Origin of the sequence: Pelagibacterium flavum (genome assembly GCF_025854335.1) — a bacterium.
Taxonomy (GTDB): Bacteria; Pseudomonadota; Alphaproteobacteria; order Rhizobiales; family Devosiaceae; genus Pelagibacterium; species Pelagibacterium flavum.
On record NZ_CP107716.1, the window covers coordinates 1,636,563 to 1,651,338 of the forward strand.

A 14,776-nucleotide genomic window follows, 5' to 3' on the forward strand; every position below is an offset into this window, starting at 1 on the left:
CGGGTTGTTCAACTGCTTGGGAGATAAAGGAAAAAGTGCTCACGACATGAATTGTGGGCGAAAGCAGGGGGCGATATTTTCAGGGTGGCGCGGGTTCGGCATCTTTTGGTTACGGCGATCGTGTGCGCGGCTGTGCTGGTGGCCGTGGCGATGGGCTGGTTTTCAGCTTTCGATTTCGCGCTGCGCGACATGCGGTTTTCCATGGCCTCCCGCCCCGCCAGTGGCGACATCGTATTTGTTGAGGGCGATGCTGCGGCCATGGCGCGGGCAGGCAGCCAATCGCGCGCGCGCAGCGTTTATGCCGATGCCCTCGACAGCCTGATCGATGCCGGTGCGCGTACGGTAGTGCTCGACGTCGGGCTCCAAGGCGCACTCGACTATTTCGACGACAACGCGCTTATCGGAGCGATGACAAGGGCCGCCGGCCGCGTGCGGACGGTTGCCACCGAGGTTCGTTCATCGAATGCCTCACGCGTTCTGAATATGCCTCTGGACAGGTTTGCAGCCCATGCGCCGCCAGTCTATGTGGATGCGGTTGGCGGCAGCCAGCGATCGGGGATATATCGCGCCCGGATCGTCAATGATGGCTGGGTCATCGAATCCTTGGCGACGGCGCTCTCGCCAGATCATTCGATATCGCGTCCGTCCTTCTTGATCGATTTTTCCATAGACCTCGCAACCGTGCCGCGGCTCAGGCTTTCGGACGTGATCGGCGGCAGCTTTGAGACCGGCCTGTTCGCGGGGCGGCAGGTGATTGTGGGGCAGGCGAGCTATTCGCAGCAATCGAGCCATTCGGTGCCTCGTTACGGACTGCTCTCCACGTCAGCGCTTCAACTTCTGGCGGCCGAAACCGTACGTCAGGACAGGGCGCTGTCCGATATGGGACGTCTGCCGGCCATCATTATCGTTTTTGGCATGGCGTTGCTCTTTGCCTTTCTGCGGCCGCGCATGACATTGGGTTCTGCCATAGCCGGGTCGCTGGCCTATGCGGGGATGCTGGAATTTACGGCTCTGGCCATGCAGGTCCATGCGGGCATGCTTCTCGATACGGCGGGCATTCATATCGCCCAGATCGGATTTCTGGCCACCGCGTTCTGGCACGAACTCGAGGCGCGCGGCCGCTCGCTGTCCCATGCGGCGCGCGAGCGCGATTCCATGCGGGGCATCCTGGCCCGCGTGGTTGCAGACAATTTTGACGGCGTGGTTGTCGTCGATCACAACAAATCCATCCGCGCAGCCAGCCGCCTGGCCGAGGAATTGATATCGCCGGGGTTGCGCGGCGCCAATATCGGCGACGTGCTTCCGGCGCCGTTCCGGGATGCGCTGGAAGCGGCTCTCGATAGCGGACGGATGATGGAAGCGGTTTCCGAAGTCGCGATCGTGTGCAATGGCGAGAGCCGGACGGTGGAATTCGTGGTGACACTGTCGGACGTCGATGCGGGCGAGGTGAGCGCGGAGTCGGCTGGACGGGTTGCATGCCTTACCTTCCGGGATGTGACTGAGCGACGGCAGGTCGAACATCGGCTGACCTATCTTGCACAGCACGACCCGCTGACCGGCGCCGCTTCGCGGGTCAAGTTCGTCGAAACGATCGGCGCACTGCTCGCGACGCCCACTGGCCGTGGGCGCGGCGCCAGTGTCTATCTCGTCGGGCTTTCGCGGCTCAAGACCGTGAATGATACGCTCGGGCACGCCTATGGCGATGCTCTGCTCAAACAGGTGGTGGCGCGGCTCGAACTCTTGGGGCCGATCAGCGTGGCGCGGCTGGAGGGCAATGGATTTGCGGTGTTGCGTGAGGGATTGCTGGGCGACGACGGTGGTATGGCATTTGCCGAAACGCTGATTGCCGAGATTATTCGGCCCTATACGTTGGATGAGCACAGGGCCATCGTCGGCGCGCGCGTGGGCATGACCGATTCCAACCTCTCGGGCAGCGCACCCGATGCGCTGGTCAGCCATGCGGGTATCGCGCTCTCGCTTGCATCGGATCAATCCGGCAACCGCGCCCTTGCCTTTACCAAGGAAATGGACACGCGCATCAAGTCCAAGCAGGACATGGAAATCGCGCTGCGCGCCGCCCTGGCGCGCGAGGAATTTTCCGTCCACTACCAGCCTCAGGTAGACCTTGAAACCGGGGAGGTCACCGGCGTGGAGGCGCTGGCGCGCTGGACGCATCCCGAACTGGGGTCGGTTTCGCCGGGGCAATTTATCCCGGCGGCCGAAGAAACAGGGCTCATCATCGAACTCGGCCGCTGGATACTCCATGTCGCGGCAAAGGAAGTGGCAGGCTGGCCACGGCCGGTGCGGCTTTCGGTCAACGTTTCCCCCCTGCAGTTCGAACACGGGGACATCGTCGCCGATGTCCGGTCCGCGCTGGACATATCGGGCCTGCCGGCCGAGCGGTTGCAGGTGGAAATCACTGAAAGCCTTTTGGTGACAGAAACCTCTCACGTCACAGAAAAGCTCAAGGTCCTTAGGGCGCAAGGGGTCGGGGTCGCGCTTGACGATTTCGGCACGGGCTATTCCTCGTTGAGTTATCTGGGCCGGTTGCCCGTCGATACCATCAAGATCGACCAGAGCTTCGTGCGTGGGCTTCCGGGCGATGCGGAGGCTTCGGCCATTATTCGGGCGGTGCTCATGCTTTCGGAATCCCTGGGCAAGCATGTGGTGGCCGAGGGCATCGAGAACCAGGATCAGGCGTGGTTGCTGCGCCTTGCCGGGTGCAAGACCGGGCAGGGTTATTTCTTCTCGCGTCCCGGCCCGGCCGAAGACATACTCGCCCAAATGCTCGCCGCCGAACACGACAAGCTGTCCTCGGTGATGCGCTTGGGCTGATTTGTGCCCTAAAGTTGCGAAAGGTTGGCCCACTTGGTTGGGAATCGGGCACATTTGCCGTTCCCGCCGCCCACCGAAAGCAGGTCATGCGCGTTCTTTTCTCACTTTGTATCGCCCTTTGGCTCATTGTATCGGGCGGCTCGTCCGGCTGGGCGCAGAGCCTTGAGGATATGGCCGGTCAGATGGTGATGGTGGGTTTTCGGGGCGATGCTGCCGATGCCGCCGGCGTGCGGGCGGTGCGCGAACAAATCGCGCGCGGAGAAATCGGCGGCGTGATGTTCCTGCGCATCAATGTGGACAGCCTGGCGGCGGTGCGGGGGATCAATCGCAGCCTGATAGCCGCGCGTCCATGGCTGCCTCCGTTCATCGCACTGGACCAGGAGGGCGGGCAGATCGAGCGGCTGACGGCCGCCGTGGGATTTGACGAAATTCCCTCAGCGCGCGCTGTTGCCGCCCAGGCGCCCGATCGCGCCAGGGTGATCTATGCCGGTCTGGCGGACGATCTGGCGCGGCTGGGGTTCAACGTCAATTTCGGGCCGGTGGTCGATCTCGACCTCAATCCCGATAATCCGATTATCGCGCGCTATGATCGTGCTTTCGGCTCCGATCCGGCCGAAGTGACCGCGCGGGCCTCGGCATTCGTGGAAGCGCATCACGATGCGGGAATAGCGACGGCGCTCAAGCATTTTCCGGGGCATGGTTCGAGCGCCGAAGATACCCATGAGGGTTTCGTGGATGTCACCGGGGTGTGGCAGCCGGTCGAGCTCGAACCCTATCGCGAAATGATCGATGCCGGTCTGGCCGACATGGTGATGGTGGCCCATCTCTATAATGCCGATATCCAGGGCGAGGATGGGCGGCAGCTTCCGGCCAGTCTTTCACGCACCTGGATCGAGGGCGTGCTGCGCGACGAGTTGGGATTTGCCGGCGTTGTGATCAGCGACGATCTGGAGATGGGTGCCATCCGCTCACGGTTCGACCTGCACGACACGGTGGTGACAGCGGTGGAGGCGGGGGTCGATATCCTGTTGTTTTCCAATACCGCCGACTATGATCGGGGGCTGGGCACCGCAATCCATCAGGTGCTGGTCGGTGAAGCACGGGCTGACCCGCAGTTTGCCGATCGGATAGCGCAAAGCTATGGGCGCATCATCGCTCTCAAGCGCCGGATCGCGATCGTTCCGTGACACGCTTTGTGGGCCTGCTGTATTCCATTATCCTGCCGGAGGGGAAACGTGTTCTCAACGCGCCGCTGCGCGAGTTGCTCGAGAGATTGGGCCATAGCGAGGTGACGACATTGCTGGCCACCGGCAATGTGGTGTTCACGGCCAGAGATAATGACCCGCGCGCCATCGAAAAAGCGTTCGAGCCGGCCTTCGCGGCGGCGTTCGGACGTCATATCGATTTCATTGTGCGTGAGGGCGCGCGTTGGGAAAAACTGGTCGCGGGCAATCCCTTTCCCGAGCAATCGGCCAGAGACGGCTCCCATGTGACGGTGCGCGTGATGCGCGATCCGGCCACTGCAGACGCGAAGAAATTGATCGAGGATAGGGCCGGCGCCGCCGAGATCGTGCGCGTGGTCGACGGCGACCCGTGGATCTATTTCGGGAACGGAACTGCCAAATCGAAGCTGGCGGGCGTGCTCACATCCAGGCGCACCGGCATCGGCACCTCGCGAAACTGGAATACAGTCAAAAAGATCGCCGATGCGCTGTGATGCAAAGTCGATTGGCAAGGCCGCGAAAGCCTGTTATTAGGTCAGCATTGCTGACATTATGAGCTTTTCCATGACGTCCACCCTCTTTGTCGCCTTCCTTCTGGCCGGCGCGACTGCTTCGTTTTCGCCAGGGCCGAACAATCTGATGGTGATGACATCGAGTGCAAAATTCGGTCTGGGCCGGACGGTTCCGCATTGCGTCGGCATTACCCTGGGCTTTCCGATCCTGGTGTTTGTGGTGGGATTGGGTTTGGGGGAGCTCGTTGTCGCCTATCCGCAGATCAGCACCGTCATGCGCTATGGCGCCGCCGCCTATTTTCTCTGGATGGCCTATCATATGCTGGGCATCACCATGGGCGCGGCAACGGGCCGGGAACGCCCGATGCGCAGCTATGAGGCCGCGCTGTTTCAGTGGATCAATCCCAAGGCGTGGGCGATGGCGGTCAGCTTCGTCGCGTTGTTCGTACCGGCGGGACCGAACCGGATCGCCAATCTGGCGTTGCTTGCGCTGGGCTGCGGTGTCTTCGGGGCGCTGTCCTCGAGTACCTGGATGATTTTCGGACTGGGCCTGACTGTTTTCCTCGAGCGTTCGGGACTGGAGAAATATCTGGGCATGATCCTGGCCGGTCTTATGCTCTGCGCCGTCGTCCTGTTCCTCATCTGACACACACTTCACCCGAAACGGTTTTGCCATCGGGGGCTGCTCGTCTAAAGTACCCGCCGCGCCGATCGGGAATCAGGAAGCGCGCTAGATAGGTGCTTTGGGCATGGAAGAAACGGGGACCGTCCGGCACGTCAGGGCGCTCTTTATAAGCGACGTCCATCTTGGGATGCAGGCGATTCAGGTTGAGGAACTGCTCAAGTTTCTCGCTGTTCATGATGCCGATACGATCTATATCGTGGGTGATCTGATCGATGGATGGCGGCTGCAGAAGGAATGGAACTGGCCGCCCGAATATGACGCACTGGCCAATGCGCTGCTTGCCAAGGCGCGGGCGGGCGCGCGCATCGTTTATCTTGCGGGCAATCACGACGAGTTCCTGCGCGATTATCTAGGCACCTATTTCGGTGGTGTCGAAATCGTCGACCGCATGGTCCACATCACCGCCGACGGCAAGCGCTATCTGGTGATCCATGGCGATCAGTTCGACGTTGTCGTCGCCAATGCCAAATGGCTCGCCCATATCGGGGACTGGGCCTATAATTTCGCGCTGACCATCAACGCGCCCATCAACTGGGTGCGCCGCCGGATGGGGCTTAGCTACTGGTCGCTTTCGGCCTGGGCCAAGCAGAAGGTCAAGAGCGCTGTGTCGGTCATGGGGCGGTTCGAGGAAGCCCTCTCGCTCGAAGCGCGCAATTCCAAGGTCGAGGGGGTGATCTGTGGCCACATCCATCAGGCCGCCATGCACCACAAATTCGGCATCCACTACATCAATTCAGGCGATTGGGTGGAAAGCTGCACGGCGATCGTGGAGGACCACGACGGAGCGTTCGAGTTGATCCGCTGGAAGGACATTTCCGCGCCACCGCGCAAGCGCCGCGGACTGGGCCGGCTGCGCGCGGGCTGAATTCTTACGAAATTGACGGTACTTGGCGCTTGCCAGGGTGAGCGGCGCGGCGCATGGTCGCTCTCTTCAATCCTGCCTTGCGGAACCTTCTTCAATGTTGCCGAGACTGCCCGAGCGGCTGACCACGCCCGAAATGCGCACGGGTCTGTTCTACGCTGCCATGTATCTGCCGATCGGCGTCTCCACGCTGCTTTTGCCCGTATGGCTGGACGGCAGGGGTATAGGCGAGGAAGAAATCGGCATCATCAGCGCGACGCCGATCTTTATCATGATCGTGCTCAATCTGCTTGTCGGGCGTGTGGCGGACAAGGCGAGCGACTGGCGCGGGGTGATCGTCGCCGGCTCGCTCATCAGTGCTGTGGTGTCGTTGGGGTTCGTTTTTGTCGACGCGTTCTGGGGCATTCTGCTCTTTAACACTCTGCTCGTTATCCCTGTCATGGCCATAGAGCCGGTGATTGATGCCGCGACCATAAGAATGACGCGTCGCCGCGGCACCGATTTTGCGCGGGTGAGGATCTGGGGCACATTCGGCTATATCGGGGCGACGGCACTGGCCGGGTGGACGTTCGGCTGGCTGGGAATCGCGGTGTTCGTGCCGCTGCTGATCGCCACGGCGCTACTGCGCGGGCTGTCGGCACTGCCGCTGCCATATTTCCGGTCGCAGAACGGGAGCGGACTGGCGGGCGCGCCGCTGGTGAGCGCCCCCGGTGCGGGCCAGACCCTGCGGCAGGTCGCGCGGCCATGGTTCGTCCTCACGCTTCTTGGGGCGGCCATATTGCAGGCCAGCCATATGCTGCTCATCAGTTTTGGCGCGCTCTTGTGGCTCAGAGCGGGGGTGCCGGACGCTGCGGTAGGCATATTGTGGATCGTGGCGCCGGTCTGCGAGATCGTCACCATGCTGTTTTTTTCCCATTTCGCACGGCGGTTTTCGGCCCGGCATCTGCTCCTGGCGGCCTGCGCCAGTGGGGTTCTGCGCTGGGTCGGCATGGTTTACGCAACGGAAGTGTGGCAATTGGGTCTGCTGCAAGCCCTGCACATGATGACGTTCGGCCTGGCCTATATGGGCATCGTCACCTTCATCGCAAATTGGACCAGCGAAGAGATCGCGGCTCAGGCTCAGAGCTTTTATGTGGTCATGAAGCAGATCTGCTCGGTTATCGCGCTGCTGTTTTTCGGCATGCTGGTGGCCCATTTCGGATTGCAAAGCTTCTGGGCAGCGGGGCTGCTGTCGGCGATCGGGGCGGGGATGATTCTGATTTCACTCTCGATCTGGTCCACCAAGGCACAGAACGAATCGCGCCCGCTGTCACAATAGAGTTGCGCAAATCAGGCATTCGGACAGTCGCGAGCCAACAGCCTTGCGGTACATCCGATGCATTCCGCACAAAAGCCACGTCAGTTGCGCGCTCTGTTTATCAGCGATACGCATCTGGGTATGCGCGGCGCCCAGGCGGGCGCTTTGCTCGATTTTCTCCAATCGGTCGAGGCCGAATGCATCTATCTGGTCGGCGATTTTGTCGACGGGTGGAAGCTTAGAAAAAGCTGGCACTGGCCGCCGGCCTGCAACCGGGTGATCCAGCATCTGCTCGATTGCACGCGCAAGGGCGCGCGCATCGTTTATGTGCCGGGCAATCACGATGAGTTTCTGCGTGAGTTCGCGGCGCTCCGGTTCGGCGGCATAGACGTGCGCGAACGGGCAATTCATACCGGCGCGGACGGGCGGCGCTATTTGGTCATCCATGGGGACCAGTTCGACGTTGTCGTCCGGCATGCCCGCTGGGTGTCCTGGCTTGGGGATATTTCCTACAATCTGGCGCTGCGCGGTGCCATGCTCATCAATCGGGTGCGGCAGCGGCTCGGTCGCCCGCGCTGGTCGCTTTCGGGCTGGGCGCGGGCCAATGTGGGCCGGGCCGCCGCGCTGATCGAGCGGTTCGAAACCGCGCTGGTGCGCGAGGCGGACGAGCAGGGCTTTGATGGTGTGGTCTGCGGCCATATCCATGCCGCCGCAATCGCCAGCCACGGAAGCGTCACCTATCTCAATTGCGGCGACTGGGTGGAGAACTGCACAGCCATCGTGGAGACACGGGAAGGGCGGTTCGAACTGATCCGCTGGGTCGAGGAGACTGTGCCCATTCGCCAAGCGGTCCTGCCTCCGATGCAGGAGGCCACCCCATGACGCGTCTGCTCATCGTTTCGGACGCCTGGCACCCGCAGGTGAACGGGGTCGTCCGCTCGCTCGAAAATGTGGGCAACACATTGAAGCGGCGCGGCTATGAGGTGAGATACCTTACGCCCGAGCCGTTCTGGACGCTGCCCCTGCCGACCTATCCCGACATCCGGGTGCCCTTGCCATCGCTCAGGGTGGTTCAGGACATGATCGCCGGCTTTGCGCCCGACCATATCCACATTGCCACCGAAGGCCCGCTGGGGCTGGCGGCGCGGACGCTTTGCGTGGCGCAAAGCCTTGCCTTTACGACCAGCTATCATACCCGCTTTCCCGAATACCTTGCCGCACGCCTGCCGGTGCCGGTCGAGTGGAGTTATGGCTATCTGCGCTGGTTCCATGCTGCGGCATCGGCAACCATGGTGCCCACACCCTCGGTCCTCAAATATCTGCGGCGGCGGTTTTTCCGCCATCTTGCCGTCTGGTCGCGCGGGGTGGATCTGTCTGCGTTCAGCCCCGGGCCCAAGGCGATGTTTTCGGGCCTGCCAGGGCCGCACCTCCTCTATGTGGGGCGAGTCGCTGTTGAAAAGAACATCGAGGCGTTTCTCGAGATTGACCATCCGGGCACCAAGATTGTGGTCGGCGACGGCCCGGAACGCGGCGCGCTCATGCAGCGGTTTCCCAATGTCGTCTTTACGGGCCAATTGACGGGCGCGGCCTTGCGGGATGCCTATCGCAGCGCTGATGTTTTCGTCTTTCCCTCGCGCACCGATACGTTCGGCAACGTGATGCTTGAATCCATGGCGTGCGGCACTCCGGTTGCCGCCTATCCGGTGATGGGGCCGGTCGACGTGATCGGAGCGGGCAAGGGTGGGGCGCTGGAAGAGGATCTTGCCCTCGCCGTGCGGCGCGCGCTTTCCATTCCGCGATCCGAGGCGATTGAAAGATCCAGGGGCTTTACCTGGGAGGCAGCGGCGGATCAGTTCGCACGGCGCCTGGCACCGATCCGTTTGCAAGCCATGGCCGCGGCATGAGGCGGAAACAAAAACGCACCCCGAGGGGTGCGCTTTTTCAATTCAAGGTTGGGCGGGCTTAGTTCAACCGGCCGCTTGCATGGGCGAGCATCGTATAGACCTTGCCCCGATTGCTCACGAGCTGATTGAAGGTCTGCTGCATGCCGTTAGGGCCGTTGGCCGCCTCTCCAAGCAACTGCTCGAACTCGTTCATATAAGCGCTCGCGGTGCGCGAGAATTCGGGATCGCGCTGGAGCTTGCGGCGCACTTCGTCGAATGTCGACTGCCCGGTGATGGTGTAGAGCCGGCGATTGAAGGCGCCCGACTCCCCATCCTGATAGCGGTTCCAGGCCGCTGTGAGCGCATCACTGTCGATGGCGCGGGCGATGTCTTCGGTCAGGCTCGAAAGGTTCAGCGGGCGCTGCGTGCCGGCCTGCTGGCTTGCCGAAGCGTTGCGCAGGACGTCGCGGAGCCATCCCCCCTCCTGCGGAGCAGCAGGAGCAGCGGCGGGCGCCGGTTGCGGCTGGTTGCTACGGGATTGGGTCAGCGCTTCATTGAGGCGCTCGGACGGTGATTTCTGCGTCTCTGCGGGACGGGCCTGAGTGGCAACCGGGGCCTGCTGGCGCGTCGGCTCGGGCTGACGCACCTCAGGCTGACGCACCTCAGGCTGACGCACCTCAGGCTGGCGCACAGGCTGAGGCGCCGGTTCGGCGCGACGGGTCGGCTCGGCAGCGGCAAGCCGTGCCGAAGGCGTCCGCGGCGTGGTACGGCTCGACACTTCGTGGGTGCCCGGCTGGGCCCGCACGATGGCGTTGAGTTCCGACAGCGCTTCGATCTGTTCGGCGACGACGCGACGCATTGCAGCCGCGCTGGCCCGGGTTTCCTCCGGCAGATCCAGCACCGAGCGCTGCAATTCGTTGCGGGTCGCTTCGAGTTCCTGGCCGAGCTGGGAAGCGGTCATGCGCATGGCGTCGGCAGTATCGCCGAACCGGCGGGTCGCGTCGGCGTAAGCGCGCTCGATATCGGCGAGCAGATCGGCCTGGGTCTGGCGCAAGGCGTCGCTGGCGCGCTGGCCTTCGCCCGAGGCGAGATCGCCAATGGTCGAAATCTGGCCGGTCACGGCATCCGATGTCGAGGCGAGCGCGTCTTCCATCGCCTTGCGGGCAGCGATCAGGCGACGCTCGGTCTGGTTGACGGTTTCGGCGATCGACTGGGCGAAGCCGCGCAGGCGGTTGTCGATTTCATCGGTGCGCGCGGCAAAGCCTTCGGCGAGCGACTCCATGGCCCCACGGCGATTTTCCAGCGTATCCATGGTGGAGTTGGAGACTTCGGCCAGATTGGCCGCGGCCGTGGTGAACCCGTCAGTCTCGGAGTTGAGTTTACCCGACAGCTGGCCGAACTGCTCGAGCATTGCAGACATGGTGTTCTGCAGCGCTTCGACGTGCTGGCTCATCATGGTGCCGGCCTGTTCGGTGCCCGTCATCGCATCGCGGACGGCGGCGGTGTAGGCCTGGGTCTGTTCGCCGACATTGCCCTGCAGGCGGGCAAGGTTGCCGGTCGAGGCTTCCAGAACCCTCTGGAGCAGCAGATTGGCATCGTTGAGCTTGCGCAGCGAGTCGGTGATTTCGTGCTGAATACGGTTGGACGATTCCGACATGATGTCTTCGGCGTCGCGGGCGTTTGCTTCAAGCGCGGCGCGCAGCAGATTTGTCTGGCTGCCCAGAGCGTTGGTCAACTGGTTCTGCTTGGTGTCGATGAGTTCGGCGAACCTGTCGGTATGCTCGGACACGATTCGGTTGATCTCGGACGCCTTGCGGCCAAGCTCGTCTGCGGTATGGACGGCGCGCACTTCCACCAGATCCTCGATATGGACAGTGGCCACCTTGAGCTCTTCCATGGCCTTGCGAACCACGGCGTCCATGCGCATTGCCGTCTGTTCGACGTCGGCGGAAATGTTGGCCGTGACGTTGGCGAGCTTGTCGTTGAGAACGGTCTCGATGCGGCTGGCGCCGGATTCGAGGTCGGCCATCGATTGGCCGATGGCGCTGTGGATCGAACCGGTGAGGGTGGATTCGATCCGGTCGGCGCCGCTCTCGAGGTCACGCATGGAATCGGTGATCGTGCCGTGGATGGCCTCATTGAGACCGGCCAACCGTTCGGCGGTGATTTCGGCGCGGGTGGTGATCGCCTCGGGCAGGGTGCCCAGACGATCGTCGACCATCTCGGTAATGGCGCTGCGCGCTTCGGTGAGACGCGCTTCGACCAGGTCCGCAGCGTCGCGGGCGCTCTGGCCGACCGAGGATGCGGCTTCGCCGATCCTGGCGGTGACGCCGGATTCCGCGCCGCTGATCTTTTCGACAGCGACGTCGATCTCGCGGCCGATATTGGAATTGAGCTCGGCCACCTTGCTTTCGATGAGCTCGGACACCTGGTTGGACCGGGTTTCCATCGTTTCGGTGACGTTGACAAGGCTGCCATCGATCGTGGCGCGGATGCGCTCGCCCGAGGCGTCGACAGCGGTGGTGAGTTCGCTTGTCCGGTCGGCGATCGACTCCGCCATGTGGCGGGATTTTTCATCCAGTGATTCTTCGAGCCCGCGAGCCCGATCGCCGATCGAGCGTTCGAGGCGCTCGGCGGATTCGTCGATGATGCCACCCATGTAGCGGGTGCGCTCGGTCAGCGTTTCCGAGAGCTGGCTCGAGGTGATGTCGAGCATCGAATTCATGGCGTTGGCGCGCTCGGCCAGCGTGTCATCGAGCTGTGTGGTGCGGGCCGCCAGCGCTGTATCGAGCTGGGTGGTGCGTGCATCGAGAGCGGAGGTAAGCTGCTCGGAGCGGCTGTCGAGCGCCGAGGTGAACTGTTCGGTCCGGCCATCCAGCGCAGAGGTAAAGGTCTCGGTCCGTCCATCGAGCGCGCTGTTGAACTGCTCGGTGCGGCTGTCGAGCGCCGCGGTCAGCTGTTCGGTCCGGCTGTCGATTGCCGATGTCAGATTGCCAGTGCGGCTTTCGATGACCGAAGCGATTTCTTCGGCGCGGCCATCGAGGGCGGAACCGATCTGCTCTGCACGGCCATCAAAGGCCGATGTGAGCGCCTCGGTGCGGATATCGAGGCTCGAATTGAGCGCGTCTGCGCGGGCGTCGAGGGCCGAAGAGAGCGCCTCGGTGCGCAGGTCCACGGCCGACGTGATGGCTTGCGCGCGCGCGTCGAGGGCTTCGGTGAGGGCGGAGGTCTTGGCGTCCGCCATGGCGCCAAAGCTCTCGCCGCCGGTTTCCAGCGCGCTGGCAAGGGCGCGGCCCTTGTCGTCGAGCAGTGTTTCCAGACGGTTTGACCGGTCTGCGATTTCGGTGGTGTGCGCATCGAGCGAGGAAACGAGCTTTTCGCCCTTTTCACCAACGATTGTGTCGACCTGACCGATGCGGTTATCGAGAATGACCGAAATCTCATCGACCCGGGCATTGAGCTGGGCCAGCGTATCGGTGCCGGCCTTGGTGAGGGTCTCGCGCGTGCGCTCGGTCGATTCCTCGAGCGCACCGTCGAGGCGCAGGCTCATGGATTCGATCTGGCTCTGGAGGGCGTTGGACTGGATAGAGAAGGTTTCGTCGAGCCGATTGGTGATCCGGCTCAGGGTTGCCTCTGCTTCCTCGGCGCGGCTTGCGATGCCATTGGAGACGGTCTCGCCCATCGCGGCAAAGCTCGATCCGAGCGCTTCGGAACGCCGCGAGAAATCCACGAGAATGGATTCGGTCGAGCCCTTGAGAACCTCGCCGATGGTAGCCGACTTTTCTTCGATGGCTGCCGAAAGCGAGATGGTGTGGGAATCGAGCGAATTCACCAGCGAGTTGATGCGCGCATCGACATTCTCGGTGACCTCGCGGGCCCGCTGATCGAGCGCCTCTGTCAAGGCATCGGTCCGGCGTCCGAAGGCGGCCTCGATGCTTTCCACGCCAACGCCCAGGGCGTCTGCGAGAGCTTCGGCCCGGCCCTCGAATGCTGCCCGGACTTCTGCCACGCCGGTTCCCAGCGCTGCCGCCAGCGCGTCGGCTCGGCCCGCAAACGCGGCTTCGACATCCTCGACGCCGCTGCCGAGAACCTTGGCAATCGCTTCGGCGCGACCCTCGAATGCGGTTTCAATGCGCGAAACCCCAGAGCCCAGAGTGTCTTCGAGAATCTGGTTGCGGCTGTCGAGCGCGTTGGTGAGATCGGCGGTTCGGGTTTCAAACAGGGCGTTGAGCTGGCCGGTCGTTTCGCCCAATGCAGCTTCAACCATGCTCGAATGGCCCTCGAGGGCGATCTGAACGCTGGAAGCGCTGGAGGTCAGCACCGTATCGAGGCGATCGGTCGATGTATCGATGGCGGTGGCGAGCGCTTCGGCCTTGTCGGTCAGCGTGCCATCGAGGCGGCTGGAGCTGTCGTCGAGTGCCATGATGAGGTCGGCGGTGCGGCCCTCAATGGTTTCGGCGAAGCTCTGCGAGCGGCGTTCGAACGTGGTTTCGATTGTCGTGCCGGCCGTTTCGATCGATTCGGTCATGGCCGTTGCGCGGTCGGAAATCGCCTGAGTGACTTCGCTGCCGGTCGTCTTGAGCCTCTCGGTGATCGACGAGCCGATCTCGTTAAGGTCATTGGTGACGTTTCCATGCACGGCCGCGATGGCTTCGCGCATGCGCTCGGAATTGGTGATCACCGCGTCGCGCTGGCTGGCCAGTTCTTCGATGAGCTGGCGCATGCGCGTTTCGTTGTCCGAATAGGTGCGCTCGAGTGCGGTCACTTCATTGTGGACCATCACTTCAAGCTCGCCGGCGCGCGAGAGGGCGCGTTCGAGCCCGTCGCCGATGGCGTTCACCTCGCGGCGCACGGCCTGTCCGACGGTGGCGATCTTGTGTGCGGCAGCCGATTCGGGCTCGGTCAGACGCATGGCGGCCTGGGTCATCGAGGCGGCGGCAAGGCGCAGATCCTGGGCACGGCGCACAAGGAAGGCGATGGAAATCATCGCGAGAATGGGCAGGGCGGTGATCGCTGCGAGCGCTGCAAAATCAAGGCTTTGCACAAATTCGGCGATCGAGAGCCCTTCAGTGAAACGCGGGCCGTAGCGCAGGGCGGCGATCAGGCCAACGCCGATCAGCCAGAGAAGGGACGTGGTGATGGCGAACCAGATCGGCGCATTGGATGCACGAGACTGGAGGGCATACAGCGCGGAGGCGGCGGTGGTACGATCGTCATTGGCGACCGAGGAGGCCTGAGCGGCGATCTTGTCGGCGGCGCGCAAACGCTCGGTGTTGGTGGGCGCCTCACGGCGCTGTTCGCGCCTGGGTTCGCGGCTTGCCGGCTGGCTCTCTACTTTGCGGGCTGGCTTGTCATCCATTGAAAAGACCGAGTCCTTGAGTGCGTTTTCGACAGCAGAAAACGCCAGCGCTGCCGGATCGTCCTTGGGTGGGGTCGACTTGTTCGCCATACTCTAAATACTCTTTACTCATGCGCCGCA

At 62.8% G+C, this 14,776-nt stretch carries 9 protein-coding genes; 8 read left to right on the forward strand and 1 reads right to left on the reverse strand.

All coding sequences use genetic code 11. The features are described from left to right. Nucleotides 1–51 precede the first annotated feature (51 nt). The 8 genes from OF122_RS08120 (at nt 52) to OF122_RS08155 (ending at nt 9,318) form a co-directional block, all read left to right on the forward strand. Entirely contained in the window at nt 52–2,835 is a 2,784-nt protein-coding gene (locus tag OF122_RS08120; RefSeq protein WP_264227266.1) for an EAL domain-containing protein, read from the forward strand. 86 nt (nt 2,836–2,921) lie between these two features. Next, on the forward strand, nt 2,922–4,022 hold the full coding sequence (locus tag OF122_RS08125; protein ID WP_264227267.1) for a glycoside hydrolase family 3 protein: 1,101 nt from the start codon (nt 2,922–2,924) through the stop codon (nt 4,020–4,022). Continuing rightward, nucleotides 4,019–4,552, forward strand: coding sequence for a DUF1697 domain-containing protein (locus OF122_RS08130; protein WP_264227268.1), 534 nt, complete (start codon nt 4,019–4,021; stop codon nt 4,550–4,552). Before OF122_RS08125 ends, OF122_RS08130 begins: the two co-directional genes overlap by 4 nt. Nucleotides 4,553–4,622: 70 nt before the next feature. Beyond that, nucleotides 4,623–5,216 carry a LysE family translocator gene (locus tag OF122_RS08135; protein ID WP_264227269.1) on the forward strand — a complete coding sequence of 198 codons (594 nt, stop codon included), beginning with the start codon at nt 4,623–4,625 and terminating at the stop codon, nt 5,214–5,216. Nucleotides 5,217–5,319: 103 nt separating this feature from the next. Beyond that, nucleotides 5,320–6,120, forward strand: a complete 801-nt coding sequence (locus OF122_RS08140; protein WP_264227270.1) for a UDP-2,3-diacylglucosamine diphosphatase — start codon at nt 5,320–5,322, stop codon at nt 6,118–6,120. A gap of 94 nt (nt 6,121–6,214) precedes the next feature. Then, on the forward strand, nt 6,215–7,435 hold the full coding sequence (locus OF122_RS08145; RefSeq protein WP_264227271.1) for an MFS transporter: 1,221 nt from the start codon (nt 6,215–6,217) through the stop codon (nt 7,433–7,435). 57 nt (nt 7,436–7,492) lie between these two features. Further along, nucleotides 7,493–8,296, forward strand: coding sequence for a UDP-2,3-diacylglucosamine diphosphatase (locus OF122_RS08150; RefSeq protein ID WP_264227272.1), 804 nt, complete (start codon nt 7,493–7,495; stop codon nt 8,294–8,296). Next, the gene (locus OF122_RS08155; protein ID WP_264227273.1) at nt 8,293–9,318 is read left to right on the forward strand and encodes a glycosyltransferase family 4 protein; all 1,026 of its coding nucleotides are present in this window, start codon (nt 8,293–8,295) and stop codon (nt 9,316–9,318) included. Before OF122_RS08150 ends, OF122_RS08155 begins: the two co-directional genes overlap by 4 nt. A 58-nt stretch (nt 9,319–9,376) precedes the next feature. Here the strand turns inward: OF122_RS08155 and OF122_RS08160 are convergent, their stop codons facing one another. Further along, complete coding sequence (locus tag OF122_RS08160; protein ID WP_264227274.1) at nt 9,377–14,746, reverse strand: apolipoprotein A-IV repeat region-like domain-containing protein; 5,370 nt, start codon at nt 14,744–14,746, stop codon at nt 9,377–9,379. Between the last annotated feature and the right edge of the window lie 30 nt (nt 14,747–14,776).